Source organism: Salinivirga sp. (genome assembly GCF_055145285.1).
The window spans coordinates 46,745-65,689 of the sequence record NZ_JBSRDC010000015.1 but is presented as its reverse complement, the minus strand read 5'-3'; the positions used below and the strand labels follow the sequence as shown (position 1 = coordinate 65,689).

At 39.0% G+C, this 18,945-nt stretch carries 14 protein-coding genes; 7 read left to right on the top strand and 7 right to left on the bottom strand.

All coding sequences use genetic code 11. The annotated features are described in order from the left end of the window. Positions 1 to 43 precede the first annotated feature (43 nt). The 5 genes from ACTB0Y_RS02855 (at position 44) to ACTB0Y_RS02835 (ending at position 4,874) form a co-directional block, all read left to right on the top strand. Positions 44 to 760: a potassium channel family protein gene (locus ACTB0Y_RS02855; RefSeq protein WP_463205283.1), complete on the top strand. Its 717-nt coding sequence runs from the start codon at positions 44 to 46 to the stop codon at positions 758 to 760. Then, positions 753 to 1,640 carry an SDR family oxidoreductase gene (locus ACTB0Y_RS02850; protein ID WP_463205282.1) on the top strand — a complete coding sequence of 296 codons (888 nt, stop codon included), beginning with the start codon at positions 753 to 755 and terminating at the stop codon, positions 1,638 to 1,640. The genes ACTB0Y_RS02855 and ACTB0Y_RS02850 overlap by 8 nt, the downstream gene beginning before the upstream one ends. A 95-nt stretch (positions 1,641 to 1,735) precedes the next feature. Then, complete coding sequence (locus tag ACTB0Y_RS02845; RefSeq protein WP_463205281.1) at positions 1,736 to 3,034, top strand: lipopolysaccharide biosynthesis protein; 1,299 nt, start codon at positions 1,736 to 1,738, stop codon at positions 3,032 to 3,034. Between the two features lie 228 nt (positions 3,035 to 3,262). Continuing rightward, entirely contained in the window at positions 3,263 to 3,799 is a 537-nt protein-coding gene (locus tag ACTB0Y_RS02840) for a hypothetical protein (RefSeq protein ID WP_463205280.1), read from the top strand. Continuing rightward, positions 3,786 to 4,874, top strand: a complete 1,089-nt coding sequence (locus ACTB0Y_RS02835) for a mannose-1-phosphate guanylyltransferase (RefSeq protein WP_463205279.1) — start codon at positions 3,786 to 3,788, stop codon at positions 4,872 to 4,874. Before ACTB0Y_RS02840 ends, ACTB0Y_RS02835 begins: the two co-directional genes overlap by 14 nt. Positions 4,875 to 4,916: 42 nt before the next feature. On the opposite strand, the gene porN is transcribed toward ACTB0Y_RS02835, so the two are convergent. The 7 genes from porN to topA all read right to left on the bottom strand — a co-directional run bounded on the left by porN (position 4,917) and on the right by topA (position 14,760). Next, a complete protein-coding gene (porN, locus tag ACTB0Y_RS02830) occupies positions 4,917 to 5,762 on the bottom strand; it encodes a type IX secretion system ring subunit PorN/GldN (protein ID WP_463205278.1) in 846 nt (281 codons plus the stop codon). Between the two features lie 43 nt (positions 5,763 to 5,805). Further along, positions 5,806 to 7,416, bottom strand: a complete 1,611-nt coding sequence (gene porM / locus ACTB0Y_RS02825; protein ID WP_463205277.1) for a type IX secretion system motor protein PorM/GldM — start codon at positions 7,414 to 7,416, stop codon at positions 5,806 to 5,808. Between the two features lie 11 nt (positions 7,417 to 7,427). Further along, on the bottom strand, positions 7,428 to 8,714 hold the full coding sequence (gene porL, locus ACTB0Y_RS02820) for a type IX secretion system motor protein PorL/GldL (RefSeq protein ID WP_463205276.1): 1,287 nt from the start codon (positions 8,712 to 8,714) through the stop codon (positions 7,428 to 7,430). A 10-nt stretch (positions 8,715 to 8,724) separates the two neighbouring features. Next, on the bottom strand, positions 8,725 to 10,101 hold the full coding sequence (gene porK, locus ACTB0Y_RS02815; RefSeq protein ID WP_463205275.1) for a T9SS ring complex lipoprotein PorK/GldK: 1,377 nt from the start codon (positions 10,099 to 10,101) through the stop codon (positions 8,725 to 8,727). A gap of 26 nt (positions 10,102 to 10,127) precedes the next feature. Then, the gene (locus tag ACTB0Y_RS02810) at positions 10,128 to 11,057 is read right to left on the bottom strand and encodes a PorP/SprF family type IX secretion system membrane protein (RefSeq protein ID WP_463205274.1); all 930 of its coding nucleotides are present in this window, start codon (positions 11,055 to 11,057) and stop codon (positions 10,128 to 10,130) included. Between the two features lie 297 nt (positions 11,058 to 11,354). After that, positions 11,355 to 12,407 (bottom strand): arginase family protein, encoded by a 1,053-nt coding sequence (locus ACTB0Y_RS02805; protein ID WP_463205273.1) that lies wholly within the window; start codon positions 12,405 to 12,407, stop codon positions 11,355 to 11,357. A gap of 37 nt (positions 12,408 to 12,444) precedes the next feature. Further along, positions 12,445 to 14,760, bottom strand: coding sequence for a type I DNA topoisomerase (topA, locus tag ACTB0Y_RS02800; RefSeq protein WP_463205272.1), 2,316 nt, complete (start codon positions 14,758 to 14,760; stop codon positions 12,445 to 12,447). Between the two features lie 277 nt (positions 14,761 to 15,037). Between topA and ACTB0Y_RS02795 the strand changes: the two genes are divergently transcribed. Then, complete coding sequence (locus ACTB0Y_RS02795) at positions 15,038 to 17,410, top strand: transglycosylase domain-containing protein (RefSeq protein ID WP_463205271.1); 2,373 nt, start codon at positions 15,038 to 15,040, stop codon at positions 17,408 to 17,410. A gap of 15 nt (positions 17,411 to 17,425) precedes the next feature. Continuing rightward, the gene (gene gltX / locus ACTB0Y_RS02790; RefSeq protein ID WP_463205270.1) at positions 17,426 to 18,943 is read left to right on the top strand and encodes a glutamate--tRNA ligase; all 1,518 of its coding nucleotides are present in this window, start codon (positions 17,426 to 17,428) and stop codon (positions 18,941 to 18,943) included. Positions 18,944 to 18,945 lie beyond the last annotated feature (2 nt).

The following is an 18,945-nucleotide window of genomic DNA, read 5'->3' as shown; positions in this document are numbered from 1 at the left end:
TGGCACAATTGTTTAAGTTTACAGAAATTAATTTATATCAACCGTGAAACAAAACTTTGACCTAACAGAAAATCATATTATCTTGTGCGGATACGGGCGCGTTGGGAAACAAGCTTCAGTGGATTTATTGAATCATTATGAAAAATTTGTGATTCTTGAACGGGACGAAAAGGTAATAGAGAAAATCCAGGAAAACCAACAATTCCAATATCTGAATGGCGATGCTACCGAAGATGATGTGTTGGAAAAGGCCAATATTCGGAGTGCACGTGCACTTTTGGCCACATTCCCCAGCGATGCAGACAATCTTTTTGTGATTGTTACAGCCAGGGCACTCAACCCAGGCCTTAAAATCATCAGCCGGGTATCTGACGAGGTCAATATTGACAAACTGCTGGGTGCCGGAGCCAATGAAGTAATTATGCCCGATAAAGTCGGAGGATCGCACATGGCTCAGTTGGTAACACGTCCGGACTTAATCGAATTTCTCGATACCTTGCTATTGCAGTCGACAGAAGAAGTGAACCTTGAAGAAATACAATGTATATCGGTGCCTGAGGGTGATAAAACTACTATTGCCTCCATGAACCTGCGGCAAAGAGCAGGCGTAAATGTGGTAGGTATCAAAAAAGATAAGGGAGATTTTATTCATAATCCGGATCCTTCAACAACGGTAACCAATAAGGATATACTTCTGGTTTTAGGCACACCACCACAAATTCAAAGTATGCGCGAATTAATGAAGAGCTGCGATGATTAAAATACTGCTTACAGGAAGTAATGGCTTTTTAGGTCAACATATTGCAAAGCTGGCAAATGCCAATAAGCATATACATCTCACAGGTTGGTCAGGAAACCGGAGTATTCACGATTATTGTGACGATTTTCAGCAAGTCAACTTGCTTTCTGTCGATATTTTAGCGCAGATGGTAGAAAAATTTGATGTTGTAATTCATACCGCGGCTTTATCGCAAGTAGATTATTGCGAAGCACACAGGGATGAAGCCTTCAGGGTAAATTTAGAGGTATCGCGGCAATTAGCTGAGGCCTGCCGGCATTCAGGCACGCGGCTCATTCATATCAGCAGCGACTTTGTTTTTCCGGGAAAGGATACACTTGTTACTGAAAACGATAAAACTGATCCGGTAAACTATTATGGGCGCACCAAAGAAATGGCAGAACTCCATGTACAAAATATTTGCCGGCAAAGTACCATAATAAGGCCTGTGCTTATTTTTGGACCAACCCTTGCTGGCACGCGCTCCAATTTGGTTTTATGGGTGAAAAAATCGCTCGCGGCTAAGCAAAACATTAATGTCACAACAGACCATTTTCGCACAGCAACCTATGTAACGGATTTGGCGGCAATGACACTACAGGTAGCTCAAATCCCCAACAGAGGAATCTACCACGCATGCGGTGCCGATTATCTGAGCGTATACGAAATGGCTTTAAAAATAGCGGAGGCTTTTCATCTGGACCAAAATCTTATCACACCAGTACACTCCAGTAGTTTTACCGCCCAAGCCCCAAGACCGGCTTGCACTAATTTTTCTGCAGAGAAAGCCAGCAGAGATTTTGGCTTTAAAAGCCGCTCGTTCGAAGAAGCACTGAGCGAGATGAGATTGAATAAACAGTAAAACAAGTACCTCCAAACAAGGTCATAAGCAAAGCAAAAAACCTTTGTTGTTGCGTTGTTCCACAAATTTTCCGTATTTTCGTCAAAATGCAGAAAATGGTGCAGCGATTCAGGGAAAAGCTCAACAATTTACGAAAGGACCCCTTCTGGCGCAACGTGGGAAGCCTTTTTAGCGGTACTGCCATAGGCCAGGCGCTGCCTATTCTTATCTTTCCTTTACTTACCCGCATTTATCCCAAAGTTATTTTTGATGTTTATTTCATTTATTCCAGCATTATACTGGTAACAAAAATTATTTCCAATCTGCAATACCATTATGCATTGCTGTTGCCAAAAAAAGATACTCATGCACGGGCATTGCTTGCCTTTAATACAGCAATAAGCCTGGGTGTTTCTGCCCTGCTCATGCTGATAATCATAGGCATACATCCTGCTGTCAGTAAATTAATAGACAACCCCAACCTGGCCAACTGGCTTTATTACATTCCATTGAGCACTTTTTTGCTGGGATTGTTTGAAACTTTTATGTTTTACCTCAACCGGCTGAAAAAATATCGCTACATCACCTATGGACGTGTTTCAAAAGGAATTGTGCTGGTGGTTACACAAAGTTTGTTTGGATTTTTAGGTTTTACGGCAGATGGTTTGCTGTATGGGCTGCTCCTTGCCCAGGGCATTAGCGTAGTATTACTGATTTTTTATGCCTTTAGAAGCGATCCGGCCTGCTTTGTTTTCGCAAGAAGTGATATTGGCGGACTTGCCCGGCGCTACAAAGACATGCCGCTCTACGATACTTTAATTAGCTTCTTAAACAACCTTTCGAGTCAGCTTCCGGTCTTTATGCTGACAAGGTTTTTTGGTGCAGGTGCGTCTGGTGATTTTGGTATGTCGAATAAAATTGTGAATACGCCTACTGGAATGGTAGCCAACTCTGTTGGGCAGGTATTCTATCGCGAAACATCCGATATTATGCATAGCGGTCGCGATTTGAAGGCCTTTGTGAAGCGAATGTACCGCAACATGTTTCGAATTGGTATTGTACCCTTCTCTATTTTATTAATTGCAGCGCCCTGGCTATTCGACTGGATATTATCTGATGACTATATGTCAACAGGTTTTATGACACAAGTACTCGTACCTTTTTTCTTTATTAGTTTTATGAACAACCCTGCCACCAGTTTGCTCACCATGCTGAACAAACAAAAAGCCGGTACGCTTTACCAGCTGGCTTTGCTCGGAGGCCGATTACTGGCTCTGGGTGCCGGAGTATTATGGTTCGACCATGTTTTAATTACCGTTGGTTTGTTCAGCCTTGTAAGTATTGGGTTCAATATTTTTCTCTATTTCTACCTCCTGCGCATAGCAGCCAATCCCAATACCAACTACCACATCTAAGAAATCCATGCAGTGTGTTCTGTAAATTTCAATTAGTATCAAAAGTAGTTTCTTTTGCTTTAGGGCAGTGATGTGAAAATAAGAGTAATTTTTACTTAAGGTAAAAAAATACCCTTTAAATCCTGCCGTCACCAATTTTTAATAGTTTAGAAGGAAACGTTGTATTTTTGAAAATTGCATTAGGTGTCAGAAAACATTATCTTTGTTGATATAGAAAAAAACTGTTCAATGAGGATTCTACTGTTGCTGACAATCATATTTTTGGGAATAAACTTACATGCCCAAAAAATGTTTAAAGACAAACTTGACAATTGTTCTCCGCAATTTCGGTTGGAAGATAAAAGCGTAACGCTTCAATACGCTAAAGGAGATAGCCTGCTTGTTACAGAAATTATGCAAGGGGCTGAAAAAAAACATATTCAAAGGCTTAAAGGCATACTTGCACTACAAATTATTCTTGATTCAACAGGTAATAGTTGCCTTGCAAGTTATGACCACAGATTTAATATGCTGAGAAAGCCTTTTGACATTGTTGAAAACGTAAATGCCCTTAATCATTGGGAGGGTACCGGAGATGATACTTATCGCAGCATCTTTATAAAAATATATTTTGAAAAAAAACAAATAAGATTCCAACGGCTTGGATACAATAGAAACAGCGGCTGGACAATTCTACTTATGAAAACATTTATGAAAGAGGCAGATAAAGAGGAAGAAGCAGAAGCAACCGATAACAGCATTCAAAAAAACAATGAAAATGAATAAAGACTTGTTTTGCGTAATAATGGCTGGCGGAATCGACAGGCGTTTCTGGCCTTTGAGCAGGCAAAACCGTCCCAAACAATTTATCGATTTATTAGATACAGGTTCTACCCTACTGCAAATGACATATAATCGCATGGCTAAAGTTTGCCCCAGGGAAAATATTTTTATTGTCACAGGCTTCATTTTTAAAAAACTTGTTCAGGAACAAATTCCCGAATTAAAAGAAAGCCAGATACTTGTAGAACCTACACGGCGGAATACTGCCCCATGCATAGCTTTTGCTAATGAACGGATTAGAGCTATAAATCCAGAAGCCTCGATAATTGTAACGCCTGCGGACCATCTAATTTTAGACCAGGAAAAATTTGTAAAAGTCATCAATGAAGGTATAAAATTCATTAATCACAAAGATGCCTTGCTGTCAATTGGCATTACTCCAACAAGACCAGAGACAAATTATGGATATATTCAAATAGAAGACACCTCCATCAAAGAAGGTATTACAAAAGTTAAAAATTTTACAGAAAAGCCCGATGCGGAACTGGCAAATTTTTTTGTTGAAAGTGGCGAATTTTTTTGGAATGCCGGAATTTACATGTGGAAACTGAAAGATATAACCGCCGCATTTGAAGAATATCTTACTGAAATATATGAACTTTTTGCAGAAGACAGGGCAGTATTCAATACCGCAGAAGAAGAAAATTTCATTAGTAGAATATACTCTGGGTGTAAAAACATTTCTATTGATTATGGAATAATGGAAAAAGCTGAAAATGTTTACGTATACTGTGTAAATTTTGGCTGGTCTGACCTGGGTACATGGAGCAATCTTTTCGAAAATAAGGATAAAGATGAACAGAATAATGTCATCAATCATCAAAACATCCTTACATATGATACACACAATACTTTTATCACTACAACGGATAACAAAATTACGGCTATACAGGGTTTAGATGATTATGTAGTAGCTGAAACTTATGATTCCCTGCTTATCTGTAAAAAGTCTGAAGAAGATAAAATACGTGAAATTTTAAACGACATTAAGTTTAAAAAAGGTGAAGAGAACATATAAAAAAAGGCCCTTCCGGGCCTTTTCTTGCATTAATTTCAATATCTAATATGACCAGAGATCCTGTTCAAAATTAAACATTTCTTGTTTAATTTTTTGAGCTTCCCATAGTGCCATTCTTCCTTCGCGATACTCTGCTATCCTACGATCTTCATATACGTTCGATTCTTTTACGATATAGCTATCGAAATACCTTTTAAAGAAGATATCATCGTATGTTCGACGTTTTGCATCGTTCTGCCGGTTAAACACTTCATGATTTGCAAGAATTGGTCGCACGGCAGGGTAATAGGCCCAGAAAAGACGTTGTTTCTCCAGCTCTCCAGTATTTGGGTCTTCAGCAAAACGGATTGGCATAATGCCCAATATTCTGACTTCCATTTTGGAACGCTGACGGTCAAAGAACCAGTCTTCTTTTAACCATATTTGTTTAACCTCAGCGTAATTAATTCCCTGATAAAATTCTTTAACAATCTCAGTACCGTCTTCCTGCACAATTCTTCGCTCTTGTGTTCCGGCATCAAATTTTGCTTCAATTTCTGAAGTGGTCAGAATGGTGGTAAATCTATCATTCTCATCGGCATCATAAAGCACTACACCTTCGTGCGTTTGACCATAAACCAATAAATTGGTGAGGCTCATGCGCTCATTTATGCGCTCTATTGGATAATAAAAATGAAAATTCATTTTTTGACGCAAATCAATGCACCGCCAGATTCGTTTTTTCCACATCACATCGGCTTCTCGCAGCTGTGAATATGGAACAGGGCGTCTGCTAGGCACATGTTCTTTTTCATAAATACCATCAAGAACCTGTGCTTCCGCCTTATCCACAGGGACTAAAGAAAACAACAAGGCAAATGTAAAAGAGAAAAGCACTAATTTTTTCATGTGTTTATCGTTTAATTTTTAATTTTCTACTGTTATGGAGTTTTTATTTAATGGTAAAAACCATTGGACTTAGTTCTTTAACTCCGTCTGGTCCTTTCGCTTTAATGTCTTCAAAGGTTATTTTTTGGTTTCTACTGGCCTTTTGTATCATCTGGGTTACAGCCTGAGTAAAGCGTTCACCATTTACTGTTTCCTCTATAGTAAAACCTTCATCTGTGGTGCTTACAGTGTAACTAATTACCTGATATTTAATATTTTCCATAATAAATCCTTCAAGTTTAGCTACTACACGATCAGCAAAACCCAACTCTCCTTTAGCGATATCTCCAAACTTCACATTAATCGGTTGCAAAACCGGGGTTGGGGGTGGAATCTGCTTCACACTAAATGTTCTACTACCTATAAATTTTCTTCGACCGTCCACATCAGCATAAAGGCTTACTTTAATTTTACCCCCCTTTTTACTTGGTTTAACAGCTATGCCGCCATTGTAAGAAACAATACGTGCATTTGTAGCTGCTGGTTTCAGTTGGTCTTTTCGAAGGCCGGGTACTGATACCTCTAATGGATTTGGAACGCCATAATAGAATACGCGGTTTGCGCTGGCACTGATTATGGCTGTAGGCACTTCCACCTGGTATTGTGCTTCGAAAGGATATTGCTGAATAGATCCATCGGGAGCACGCATTGCAATCAAACCTCCCCATTCTTTATCTCCTCTGTTGTTTGCTCTTACCTGATAAATACCACGACCATTTTTTATATCTAAAGAGTCGTAATTACCTAACATGCGATATTTTCCTTCACCAACCTTTTCGTATTCCCCAACATAAATACTTGGCTTTTGAGTAGTATCCTGGGCAGCAATAAAAACTTCCGCTTCGTATTCGGTTCCCTGAAGCACATAGTTGCTTTTGGTAGGAAGCACAACAGGTTCCAAATCGTTAAACTTAAAGTCCTGGGCACTTATCTGGCCATAGTAATAACGCAAAATATCAGCTTCAGCATTTCGTATATCGGACTGCGTTTTAGTAAGCATTGTCAAAACAGCTGCAAGCGGCATATTTCCAAAATGATGAGAAGTCCATGAGAGCTGGGCTCCATCGTCCGATGGTGGATCATTTGTGTTTAAATTCTTCTCAATCGATTTTCGAATAAAAGAGTGTTCTGGATCTGTATTTTTAAGCAAAAACTTTCTGAACTCAGCGATTTTCTCTTTTAATACAGGACCTTTCCCTTTAACTATCATTACCTCTCCTCCGACATCCAAATTGTCTTTTGCATCAATTTTATCAGCAATAACTTCTCCATCCTCGGTGATAGCTGCTGCATCCTCCCCATCAGCTGCCTGAACAACTTCAACTTTCAGTTCTTTTATATATTCACTGATTTCATTAGCTTTTGCCCTAACCTCATTGGCAAGATCCCGCCATTTCCCAACCTTCTCTTCATTCATAGAAGCTTGTTCTTCAAAATCCTGGTAGATACTCTTATTCTTTTCAGTAAAGTTATCTACTGTTGCAGAAAGACTATCATTCACAAGTACAAAAGAATTCAAAACCTCCTTTGATACGTTCAAAGCAAGCATTGCTGTGAGGAATAAATACATCATCCCTATCATCTTCTGCCGGGGAGTTTCTTTGCCACCTGCCATAATTCTCTAGCTTATTCGTTTGAGTTCAAATTGAATGATGATAACATATTACCATAAACATTATTTAATGCGGCAAGATTATCATTTAATTTACCCAGCTCTTCTTTGTATTTCTGAGTATCTCCAACTGCAGCACTCATATTTTCAATTGCCTCATTGGCCTTGTTATACAACTGTTCTGATTGCTCGTTTTGTTGATTTAGATTTTGCATCTGCAGTTCATATATTGAATTTAAGGCAGTTAGATGTTTGTTTTGGGTGTCTATTTGTTCAATATATGTTTGGTTTCCTGATTTCATGTTTTGCATGCTATTTTCCATCTCAGAAATTAGCTGCTGGTAGCTTTGAGTTAGCATGCTACCACTCTCGTTTGCCGCATCCATTAAATGTTTACCGGCCTTTTCAGCACTTTGGGCAAGATTATCGGAACTGGATCTTGCGGCATCAGAGAAGCCATCAAATGATTGTTCAATTTTAGAAGCGCTATTTTTGGAAGCCTCCGTAAAGGAATGCTTAATGGTTTCTGCACTTTCATGTGCTGCGCTAGCCAAATCGTCACCTGTTTGCTCCATTTTTTCAGCAGCTTTCAAGGAAGCTTCGCTCATGGAGGAGGTTGAACTTTGAACAACATCGCTGGATGAATTAAATGTTTCAGAGAGCTGGCGAGCTGATTCTGATGCATTGTGCATATTTGCAGCATAGTTTTCATTGGCTGCAACAACATCTTGCATTTTATTCAGGTCTTCAGCAGTATTGGATAGTCTTTGAATTCCTTCTCCCATTTTTACAAATAGGTCAGGACCAAGTTCTGCCTTTTCAAGAAGTTCATCAAATCGCTCGAGTGCGTAAGTTTTTTGCCCTCCTGGAACCGGGTATCCGCCTGTCGGTGCTCCGGCTTGCGGTTGTTCTCCACCTTCCTGGGCTGCAGGAGCCTGAGAAGCAACTGCTGGTTGCCTACCATCGGGGGCCCCAGAGGGTGCTTCTGAGACATTAAACAATCTGCTATCGCGTTGAATTCCGTAATTATCACGCGGCAAATCATCGTCAAGGTCATTCGTCATTCCAGCCAATTCAGGATAAACCAAGGTCCAATCAGGCTCTTCATGTAAAGGCTCGAAAGCAGACAAAAAGAATATCAAAACCTCAGTACTCATCCCTGCAACAAGCATTGGTCCTGCACCAGGATAGTGCTGAATTTTGAACAATGCACCGGCCAGCACAACGGATGCGCCCCAGCCGTATACATATTTCATAATTGTCTTATACGTTTTACTTTCAACAAATTCCGATAATGTCATAACCTAAAATTTAGTAAACATTAGAACTAGGGGCATCTTGACCGCTACCCATGAATGAACGTACGCATCTAAATCCAATGTAAGATTTAGCAGTATCCTGATATTCATAGGCACGAGTCCCGTTTTGCAGGTAATAGCCAATATCTTTCCATGATCCACCTCTGACGACTTTTCGTTTTAGTACTGGAGGATCATTATCAAGCGCTCTGTATTCATATTCAGGGTCCATATCATGAGTAAAAGTATAGGCTGACTCATCAAAAGAATTACGTGTCCATTCGGCCACATTGCCTGCCATATCATACAAACCAAAATCATTTGGGTTATAAGCAGCTGCTTCATGTGTACGAAGGGCGCCATCCTCTGTATAATCTCCTCTAAGAGGTTTAAAGTTTGCCAGGAAGCAACCTTCGGCATCTCTGGTATAATATCCTCCCCATGGATAGGGGACAAGGTCGAGACCTCCTCTGGCAGCTCTTTCCCATTGAGCTTCGGTTGGTAATTGGTAGTCCTGAACATTAGGTTCACCACGGCGTGACTGCGCTGCATTAAGCAGGTTTGTTCTCCATACAGCAAAAGCTTTGGCCTGTACCCAGTTCACACCAACAACAGGATAATTGTCATAAGTAGGGTGATAGAAGTAAGAATTGGCCATTGGTTCGTTATAAGAATATGAAAAGTCACTAATCCAAACTAATGTATCAGGATAAATTGGAGTGGATTCTTCCATAATAAATGAAGATCTATCCTGTACCTCTTCTTTTATACCTTCCTCATTGTAAAGTTCGCCATCGTACTGACCTGTTTCGTAGTTATATCTTCTTCTCACCTTATTATCGAAAGTAAACTTTTCAGCAGCTTGCTTATAATCTACCCAATAATAATGATAGATAAGTTTTCTTGGATCAATAGTTTTCATCCGGAAAAAACGCTCATTTTCTGGATAATAAAGATCGGCAAGAATTTCTTGTTCTTCTTGTCCGTCCCAAACTATTGGCTCATTCCAGTTAATATATGGCGGGTCGATTTCCTCGCCAAATTCATTCTCGCGAATAAGGTATTCATCAATTTGCTCACCAAGCATGCGGTAGGCTAGTGAATCTCTAACCCAATGTACAAATTGTCTGTATTCGTTATTGGTAATTTCTGTTTCGTCCATCCAGAAAGAAGAAATTGAAACTGTCTTGGCTTGTGCATTTATAGCCCAGGGTACATCATCGTCTGTTGGCCCCATGGTATAGCTTCCTTGCTCAACCAAAACCATTCCATAAGGTGTTTGATCATAACCGGGTGCACGACCCTCAACACCGGTCAGCTCACCGCCTCCACCTGAATTACAAGCACTTAATAGCGTCGCTGCGGTTAATAAAACAATTAGTTTTTTCATATTGCCCATATTTTGATATCATTAATTTACAAAAATCTAACACTTCGATAAATTCGGTCATCTTTCTCCAGATCAACCTTAAACACATATTGCACAGTAAATTCAAATGAACCTGCTGTGGCATGAATTACCTGCGATGTTGGTATGTCGTAAGCTAATCCTATATTTAATCCTTCAATTATTTCTGCGCCAGCCATTACAGATGCGGCATCAATGACCCGGTATCCAACACCTCCCCAAAAACGATTTTTATAATGCAATATTGCATTAAAAGCGGCCTGGGTTGAAGAACCTGTCGAATAAACCATAATATTTGGTTCAAATTCAAATAGCGGATTGCTGAGCTGATAACGATAACCAGCTGTTAAAAAGGCCGCCCGCTGGTAATATGGATAACTTCCTCCTGTACTGTTTTGATATTTGACTTCGGGTGCCGTTAAATGATTTACGGATAATCCAAAATACAACTTATCTGTTTTATAATAACCACCTATATTAAGATCGAAAAAAAGTGCTTCATCTTTTCCTTGTGGTATTAAAGCATCTCCTTCCTGTATTGGGTCAAATGTTCCATTAAGCGTCTGATTGTAAAACCCAAATCCAACACCAATACCCATTGTACCTTCGGCAATATCTCGACGAAAAGCATAATTTAAACCAATAGCAATATTATTCTCAAATCCGGCTTCGTCGTTCATAAGCGTCAATCCTGCTCCATGCTCGGCGCCAAAAAGTTTAAATGGCATATGTGCATTAAAATTTTGGGTGTTTGGAGCACCGTCCCATCCCATCCATTGATTTCTTACAACCGTATTAACTGTAATCCCATCATTCATACCTGCATAACCGGGATTAACCATCATGTGATTGTATTGAAATAACGTTGCATGTGGTATGGTTTGTGCCATTGACCAGGTGGATAAAGTTAGTATTATAATGATAAAAAATATTCTCATTCTTTGATTTATCTAATCTCAGGCTTTTCCATGAGCCTTTAAAGAGGTAAAATAAATAAAAATCATTAAACCAAACAAATTAAATACTTTTTTAAATTGTAAGTTTTTGAATTGTTTAAGCATTAATGGATTTACGTAATATATTCCAACTTGTTTTATTATGCTATATTTTTTTATTCGTTCCAAGTAAAATAAACACTATTTATTGATTAGTAAATATAGTAAACCTTCCTGAAACATCAAACAAACCATACAGAAAAGCGGTGGTTAAGGAAATATAAATTCCAAATATTCGAATTACAGCATACTTATGGCTTCCCAGAGCCGATCATTAATGTTATCGTTTAAGATATCGTCCATATCTTTTTGTGTACAAGGAACAAATCTGTCAATTTTTCCATATTGCAACCAATGTTTTGCATTTGTTTTACTTTTATACACAACCAAATCTTCAGGCAACCGGGTGTTTTGGAGGTGAAACTCTTTAAAATTTTCCGGAACATTTCCGGGTAGGTGGTTCTGCCGGATATCTACACCACTTATTATGTACCAAACTGTTTGAGCGACAAGCTTTATACTGGGTTTTGAGTTTCGCAGATTCTCAGATAACCCACTTAAAGCAATAAAATCTAACGTTTCGCTATTCCCGGCAAACCAGGCGAGTTGGCAAAACTCTTCGGCATATAGTCCATTTGGATTTTCAGACTTATTCATCGGGAAATCACTGTAACGCAAAGCATTTACATCAAACTCGGCAAATCTTGCCATACGGAAACAGGGCTCAATTTCGTGAATACTATCTCTAATTTGACCAAGCCGGCATATAATCGGATGTATTGTATTTTTTCTAATGGCCGGATTAAGAAAATATGATTGCACGCCAACCAATAATAAGCGCTCAATTCTTTTCTTTTGCAATAAATCTACAGGATTTTTTTGTTTGCCAGAAGGGGACTTTTCCGCAACAATTAATAATTCTTTGCTTAATTCATGACCATATAAAAAAGACAGATTTTGCTTTTCCTCTGTTAGAATAATGAGCACTGAACCGTTTTTTTGCACTGTGTTCATTACAAGAATAAGCAATTCAGCCTGATCTGTTTTATCAAAGGAAATAATATTTCCCAGGTCTATTGTTTGTTTTTGGCTGCTGGGTAAGTAATATGAGTATAATTCAGTTCTAATGGCACATAAATTATGTACCTCCCCCTTTAAATTACTAAGACCTATTATAAACAATGAGTTATTTGGTAAATCCTTTCTATTCCATTGTTTAACCCTGGCTCCAAGTTGATTTTTTGTATAATCAACTGTAAGTTCATTGGGTTTTATAAACTCATTTAACTGCATTTGTTCTTTTCTGCATTAAGTGAAAGCTTCTGATGAATTATTTCTTTTTAGTTTTTCTTGTTTTTTTATTCTTGCCTTTTTCAATTATCTCAAGGCAATCTTCATAAGTTAGCTTTTCAGGATCAACAGATTTGGGTATTCGATAATTCTTCCGTTTATGCGTAATATATGGTCCGTATTTTCCATTCTGCACCTTAATTTTCTCCTTTTCATCAAAAGTTTTGATGTGTTTTTTAGCATCGGCTTCTCGTTTATCTTTAATAAGCTCAACAGCCCGATCGAACTCGATGGTATACGGATCATCTTCTTTTTTAAGGCTTGCAAAGAGCCCATCGTGGCGTACGTAGGGTCCAAACCTACCTACCGATACAGTCACTGTTTTACCTTCATATTCGCCCAGGTTGCGCGGCAACTTGAATAAATCTAAAGCTTCCTCAAGGGTAATAGTTTCCAAATGCTGTTCGCTTCGAAGTGAGGCAAATTGTGGCTTTTCTTCATCATCTACAGTGCCAATTTGCGCCATGGGACCATATTTTCCAATCCTTACCATCACGGGTTTCCCTGACTTTGGGTCTTCCCCCAGAATTCGCTCACCTGCTTTCCGCTCTGAATTTTCTTCGGCATACGCTACTTTTTGATGGAACGGTTGATAAAACTCATCTATCATTGCACTCCACTTGCGATTACCCTCAGCAATGCGGTCAAATTCTTTTTCGACATCAGCTGTAAAACTATAATCCATGACATTTTTAAAATACTCCGTCAGGTAATCGTTTACAACCATACCTACATCAGTGGGGAACAATTTACTTTTTTCACTGCCATAGGTTTCCTCTTTTTGCCGGGATATAATCTCGCGGTCTTTAAGTTCAATCTCCTTTATAGGTCTTTGTTTACCTGTGCGATCTTCTTTAACTACATAATTACGTTTCTGTACTGTAGAAATGGTTGGGGCATATGTAGAAGGTCTACCGATGCCTAATTCCTCGAGTTTCTTAACCAGACTCGCTTCAGTATATCGTGGTGGTTGCGATGTATAACGCTGCAATGCTTTGGAATACAGGAGGTCTAAACTTTCCTGTTCTTTAATGGGAGGAAGCAATCCTTTATCTTCCTGATTTTCTTCTTCATCACGCGACTCCATATACACTTTCAAAAATCCATCGAACAGCAATACTTCTCCCTGAGCAACGAACTTATAGGAATTGTTATGTTCAACTGGTATATTGATGGTAGTTTTCTCTAACTGCGCATTGGACATTTGCGATGCGATGGTTCTTTTCCAAATCAACGAATACAGTTTTTGTTCTCCAGAAGCGGCATCAACCGATTGCTTTTGTAAATATGTGGGTCTTATGGCCTCGTGAGCTTCCTGTGCCCCTTTTGATTTGGTGGCATATCTCCTGGTCTTCTGATATTTGTCGCCATATAGCTGAGTAATTTGTTCTGCAGCTGAAGCAATAGCATCATTCGACAGGTTCACCGAGTCCGTTCTCATGTATGTAATGTAACCAGCCTCATAGAGTCTTTGTGCGAGGGTCATTGTTTGTGAAACAGAAAACCCAAACTTTCTTGCAGCTTCTTGTTGCAAAGTTGATGTGGTAAATGGTGCTGCCGGCGATTTTTGTGCAGGTTTCTTTTGCACACTTAAAACTTTGAACTGCTGTTCTTTTATTTTCTCAAAGAACTCCTTGACATCATTCTCTTCGGGTAGGCGTTTATTCAATTCAGCATTAAGCTTGTGTTTACCTTGCTGATCAGAAAATGTGGCCTGAACTTTATATGAGTAATCTGGTTTGAAGGCAATTATTTCTCTTTCACGTTCTACTAAAAGCCTGACAGCAACAGACTGAACCCTGCCGGCTGAGAGCGATGGCTTAACTTTTTTCCACAGAAGCGGGGACAACTCAAAGCCTACAAGTCGATCCAATATACGTCGCGCCTGTTGGGCATTGACCAAATTATAATCAATTTCCCGTGGGTTTTCAATGGCGTTTTTGATGGCTTTAGGAGTTATTTCATGAAATACAATCCGGCGTGTTTTTTCTTTGTCCAGTTTAAGCACCTCGAACAAATGCCAGGCAATAGCCTCTCCTTCCCGGTCTTCATCGGAAGCAAGCCATACCATATCGGCCTCTTTACTGGCCTCTCGCAACTCTTTAATTACATTCTTTTTGTCCGGGGATTGAAGATATTTAGGTTTATATCCTTTTTCCTTATCAATACCCAAATCTTTCTTGGCCAAATCGCGGATATGTCCGTAACTACTTTTCACGGTATAATCCTTACCAAGAAACTTCTCTATTGTTTTTGCCTTAGCCGGGGACTCGACAATTACCAGATTTTTAATCATATATTAAGCAAAATTACGTTATCACTTCAGGGCACAAAAATAACAGAAAACAATTAGTCTTATCAAATTTTATTTTTTTTTCCAAATTTAAGTTTTGTTTATGTGCTTGCACATAAGAACACACAAAGCTGGTTCACTGAATTTTTCAACTCATTTTAGCTATATGTTACTTTTTAAACTTATTTTTGCATAATCATTGATTACAAATTATTTCATAAACAGTGGGCTAACACTTTGATAAGGTGATTAGTTGAAATTTTTAGAAAATTTGAGCGATATGGCAACACAAGAAAACCAAAATGAACATAAAAACAAATTCAGAAAATACCTTATCATATTTTGGTCAATTATTATTGTACCAATCTTAGGTTTTATCATATTTTTCACGCTAATAGCAACGGGGAAAATGGGGTTTATGCCCACCTTTGAGGACCTGGAAAATCCGGAGAACAATATTGCATCTCAGATATATTCTGCAGATAAGGTTGCATTCGGTAATTACTACATTCAAAACAGGACCTACATTAATTTTGATGACCTCTCGCCTAATATTGTAAATGCCCTGATTGCCACTGAAGATTACCGTTTTGAACGGCATGCAGGAATTGACGGAATTGCATTAATGCGCGTTTTATACGGCGTAATGACAGGGTCGCTTAAGGGAGGTGGAAGTACCATTACTCAACAGCTTGCTAAAAACCTGTTTCCAAGGAATACAACTTCATATAATTCAAAATTATCTTATTACGCTAATTTAACGTTGATAAAATTCAAGGAATGGGTAACTGCCGTTAAACTCGAGCGAAATTACACAAAAGAAGAAATCCTTGTAATGTATCTCAATACAGTATATTTTGGGTATCATTCCTACGGAATTAAATCAGCCGCAAAAACCTTTTTTAATAAAACACCGAAAAAACTTAATTTAAATGAGGCTGCAACTTTAGTCGGTGTACTTAAGGCTCCTTCCTTTTACAGTCCGGTGAGACACCCAGACCGGGCAAAAGACCGTCGTAATATTGTGCTCAGTCAAATGCGTAAATATGAGTTCATATCACAAACATCTTACGATACTCTATCTGAAAAACCAGTAGAGCTGGATTTTAAAGTCCAGGATCACAACGTCGGTCTGGCTACCTACCTCCGCGAATATTTACGTCTGAAACTTAACAAATCCAACCCTTTTGAACAGGAATACACTAATCAGGAGGAGTTTTCGAAAGATTCAGCCAAATGGGTCGATGATCCGGTTTATGGTTGGTGTAACAAAAATTTCAAACCTGATGGAGAACGCTACAATTTGTACCAAGACGGGTTAAAGATCTACACAACAATTGACTCCCGTATGCAAAAACATGCTGAAGAAGCAATGCATGAACACCTTAGTCAGGATCTGCAAAAAGCCTTTTTTGAAGAAAAAAAATATAATTCAAAAGGGCCATTTAGTGAGGATTTGGATAGAACACAGATTGACCAGATCATGAAAAACTCAATGCGCCGGAGTACCAGATACTGGAATATGAAAAATCGCGGCAAATCAAAAAAAGAGATTAAAGCTGCATTTCACAAACCAGTTGAAATGTCTGTTTTCAGTTATGATGGCGAAATTGATACAGTAATGACACCATGGGATTCCTTGCTTTACTATAAATATTACCTTCACAGTGGATTTATGGCTGTAAACCCACACAATGGCCATGTGAAAGCTTATGTTGGAGGTATTAATTTCAAACACTTCAAGTTTGATCACGTTACGGGAGGCAGAAGACAGGTAGGCTCTACCTTTAAACCGTTTCTGTACACCCTGGCCATGCAAGAAGGTTATTCTCCATGTTACAGGGTGCCTAATGTGCCAGTAACCATATCGCTCCCGACAGGTGAAACATGGACACCTGAAAGTGTAGGGCCCGATCGTTTTAAACGAAAAAATATTACCCTGAAAACCGGGCTTGCCCATTCTATCAATAATCTTTCAGCATGGCTTATACAAAAATTTAAACCCAAAGCAGTAATTGATATCACACGCTTAATGGGTGTTAATAGCCACATTCCCGAAGTGCCAGCAATTGCACTGGGATCAGCCGATCTTAGTCTTTATGAAATGGTAAGTGCCTATACCACTTATGCGAATAAAGGAATACATGCTACACCTTTATTTATTACACATATAGAAGATAAAAATGGTAATGAACTGGCACGCTTTAAAGCCCGTAAAAATGAAGCCATATCAGAAAACGCAGCCTATTTAATGCTAAGCCTGCTACAAAACGTGGTAAATGAAGGAACCAGTATTCGACTCAGATATAAGTATGAGCTTGAAGGTGAAATTGCAGGAAAAACAGGCACAACCAATAACCAATCAGATGGATGGTTCATGGGCATAGTTCCTGAACTGGTAGCAGGAGTCTGGACCGGTGGTGAGGAAAGATCGATTCATTTCGATGGCATTTCACTGGGTCAGGGCGCCAATATGGCACTGCCAGTTTACGGCCTCTTTATGCAAAAGGTTTTTGCCGATGAAGAATTGCACATCTCACCAAAAGATACTTTTGCTGTTCCTGAAAATTTTAACATGAATCTGGATTGCGGAGAAAATGACGCTGAAACCACAATCGATAGAGAATCGTTAAACGAAGAATTTTTCAATTAAAAAAGTTCAAAATTTATGACTGTACGAGTAAGATTTGCCCCAAGCCCAACAGGGCCTTTACATATTGGAGGAGTAAGAACCGCTTTATTCAACTATTTATTTGCCAAAAAGCACAATGGTACCTTTATTCTGAGGATTGAAGACACCGACCAAAACCGCTATGTAGCCGGTGCAGAAGATTACATTGTGGAAGCGTTGGAGTGGTGCGGTATTGAAATCGACGAAGGTTACACCAAAGGTGGACCAGCATGCCCCTACAAACAGTCGGAACGAAAAAACATTTACCGCAAATATGCAGAACAGCTCATCCAAAATGGCATGGCATATTATGCTTTTGACACACCGGAAGAAATTGCCGATCGCAGACAAAAATATGAGGCCGAAGGAAAAACTTTTACTTACAACCAGGAAGAGCGGAAAAGAATGGTTAATTCATTGACGCTATCTGAAACAGAGGTAAAAACAAGAATAGGAAAAGGCGAGCCTTACGTGATTCGGTTTAAAATGCCAGAAGATAAAACGGTAGAAATGAATGATGTTGTTAGAGGGGAAATGAAAGTAAATACCAACACACTTGATGATAAAGTTTTATTTAAGTCTGACGGGTTACCCACTTACCATCTGGCCAATATTGTAGACGACCACTTGATGCAGATTAGTCATGTTATTCGGGGAGAAGAATGGCTTCCTTCGCTGGCATTACACTATTTGCTTTACGAAGCCTTTGGATGGGGAACGGAAAAACCGGAATTTGCTCATCTTCCTTTGTTGCTAAAGCCAACCGGAAAAGGTAAACTTAGTAAGCGGGATGGAGAAAAAATGGGGTTCCCTGTATTTCCACTTCAATGGCACGGTAAAGACGGAGAGGTAGCTGCAGGGTATCGGGAAGATGGGTATTTCCCTGAAGCATTTGTAAATATGCTTGCCTTGTTGGGGTGGAATCCGGGTAATGACCAGGAAATTTTGAGCAAATCAGAATTAATTGACCAATTTGATTTGGGTAAAGTTCAAAAAGGCGGTGCGCGCTTTGACCCTGAAAAAGCAAAATGGTTCAATCATCAATATTTACAAAGCAAACCTGTAAAAGAAATAACAAAAACATTTTCGGAAAAATTGGATAAAAAAGGCATCAACTACGACTTCAATATTTTAAATGAAATAGTTGAGGTGGTAAGAGAACGTGTAAACTTTGTACATGAATTATGGGATCAAAGCTACTTTTTCTTCCATGCACCCCAGGATTATGATGCTAAAGTTGTAAAAAAGCGATGGAAAAACAATGTACCTCAAGCTATTGAAGTTATAAAAGGTATTTTAGCTGGTACAGACAATTGGCAGGCAGAGGAGTTAAAACAACAGGTTTCTGATTACATTAATGCACATGAATTAGGCTTTGGTGCCGTGATGAGCGGACTAAGATTATCCATAGTGGGTGGAGCAAAAGGCCCGGACCTTTTTAAAATTATTGAATTAATTGGTCGTGACAATACCCTGGAAAGGATTGAGTTGGCCATCAAAAAATTAGGCAAATAACA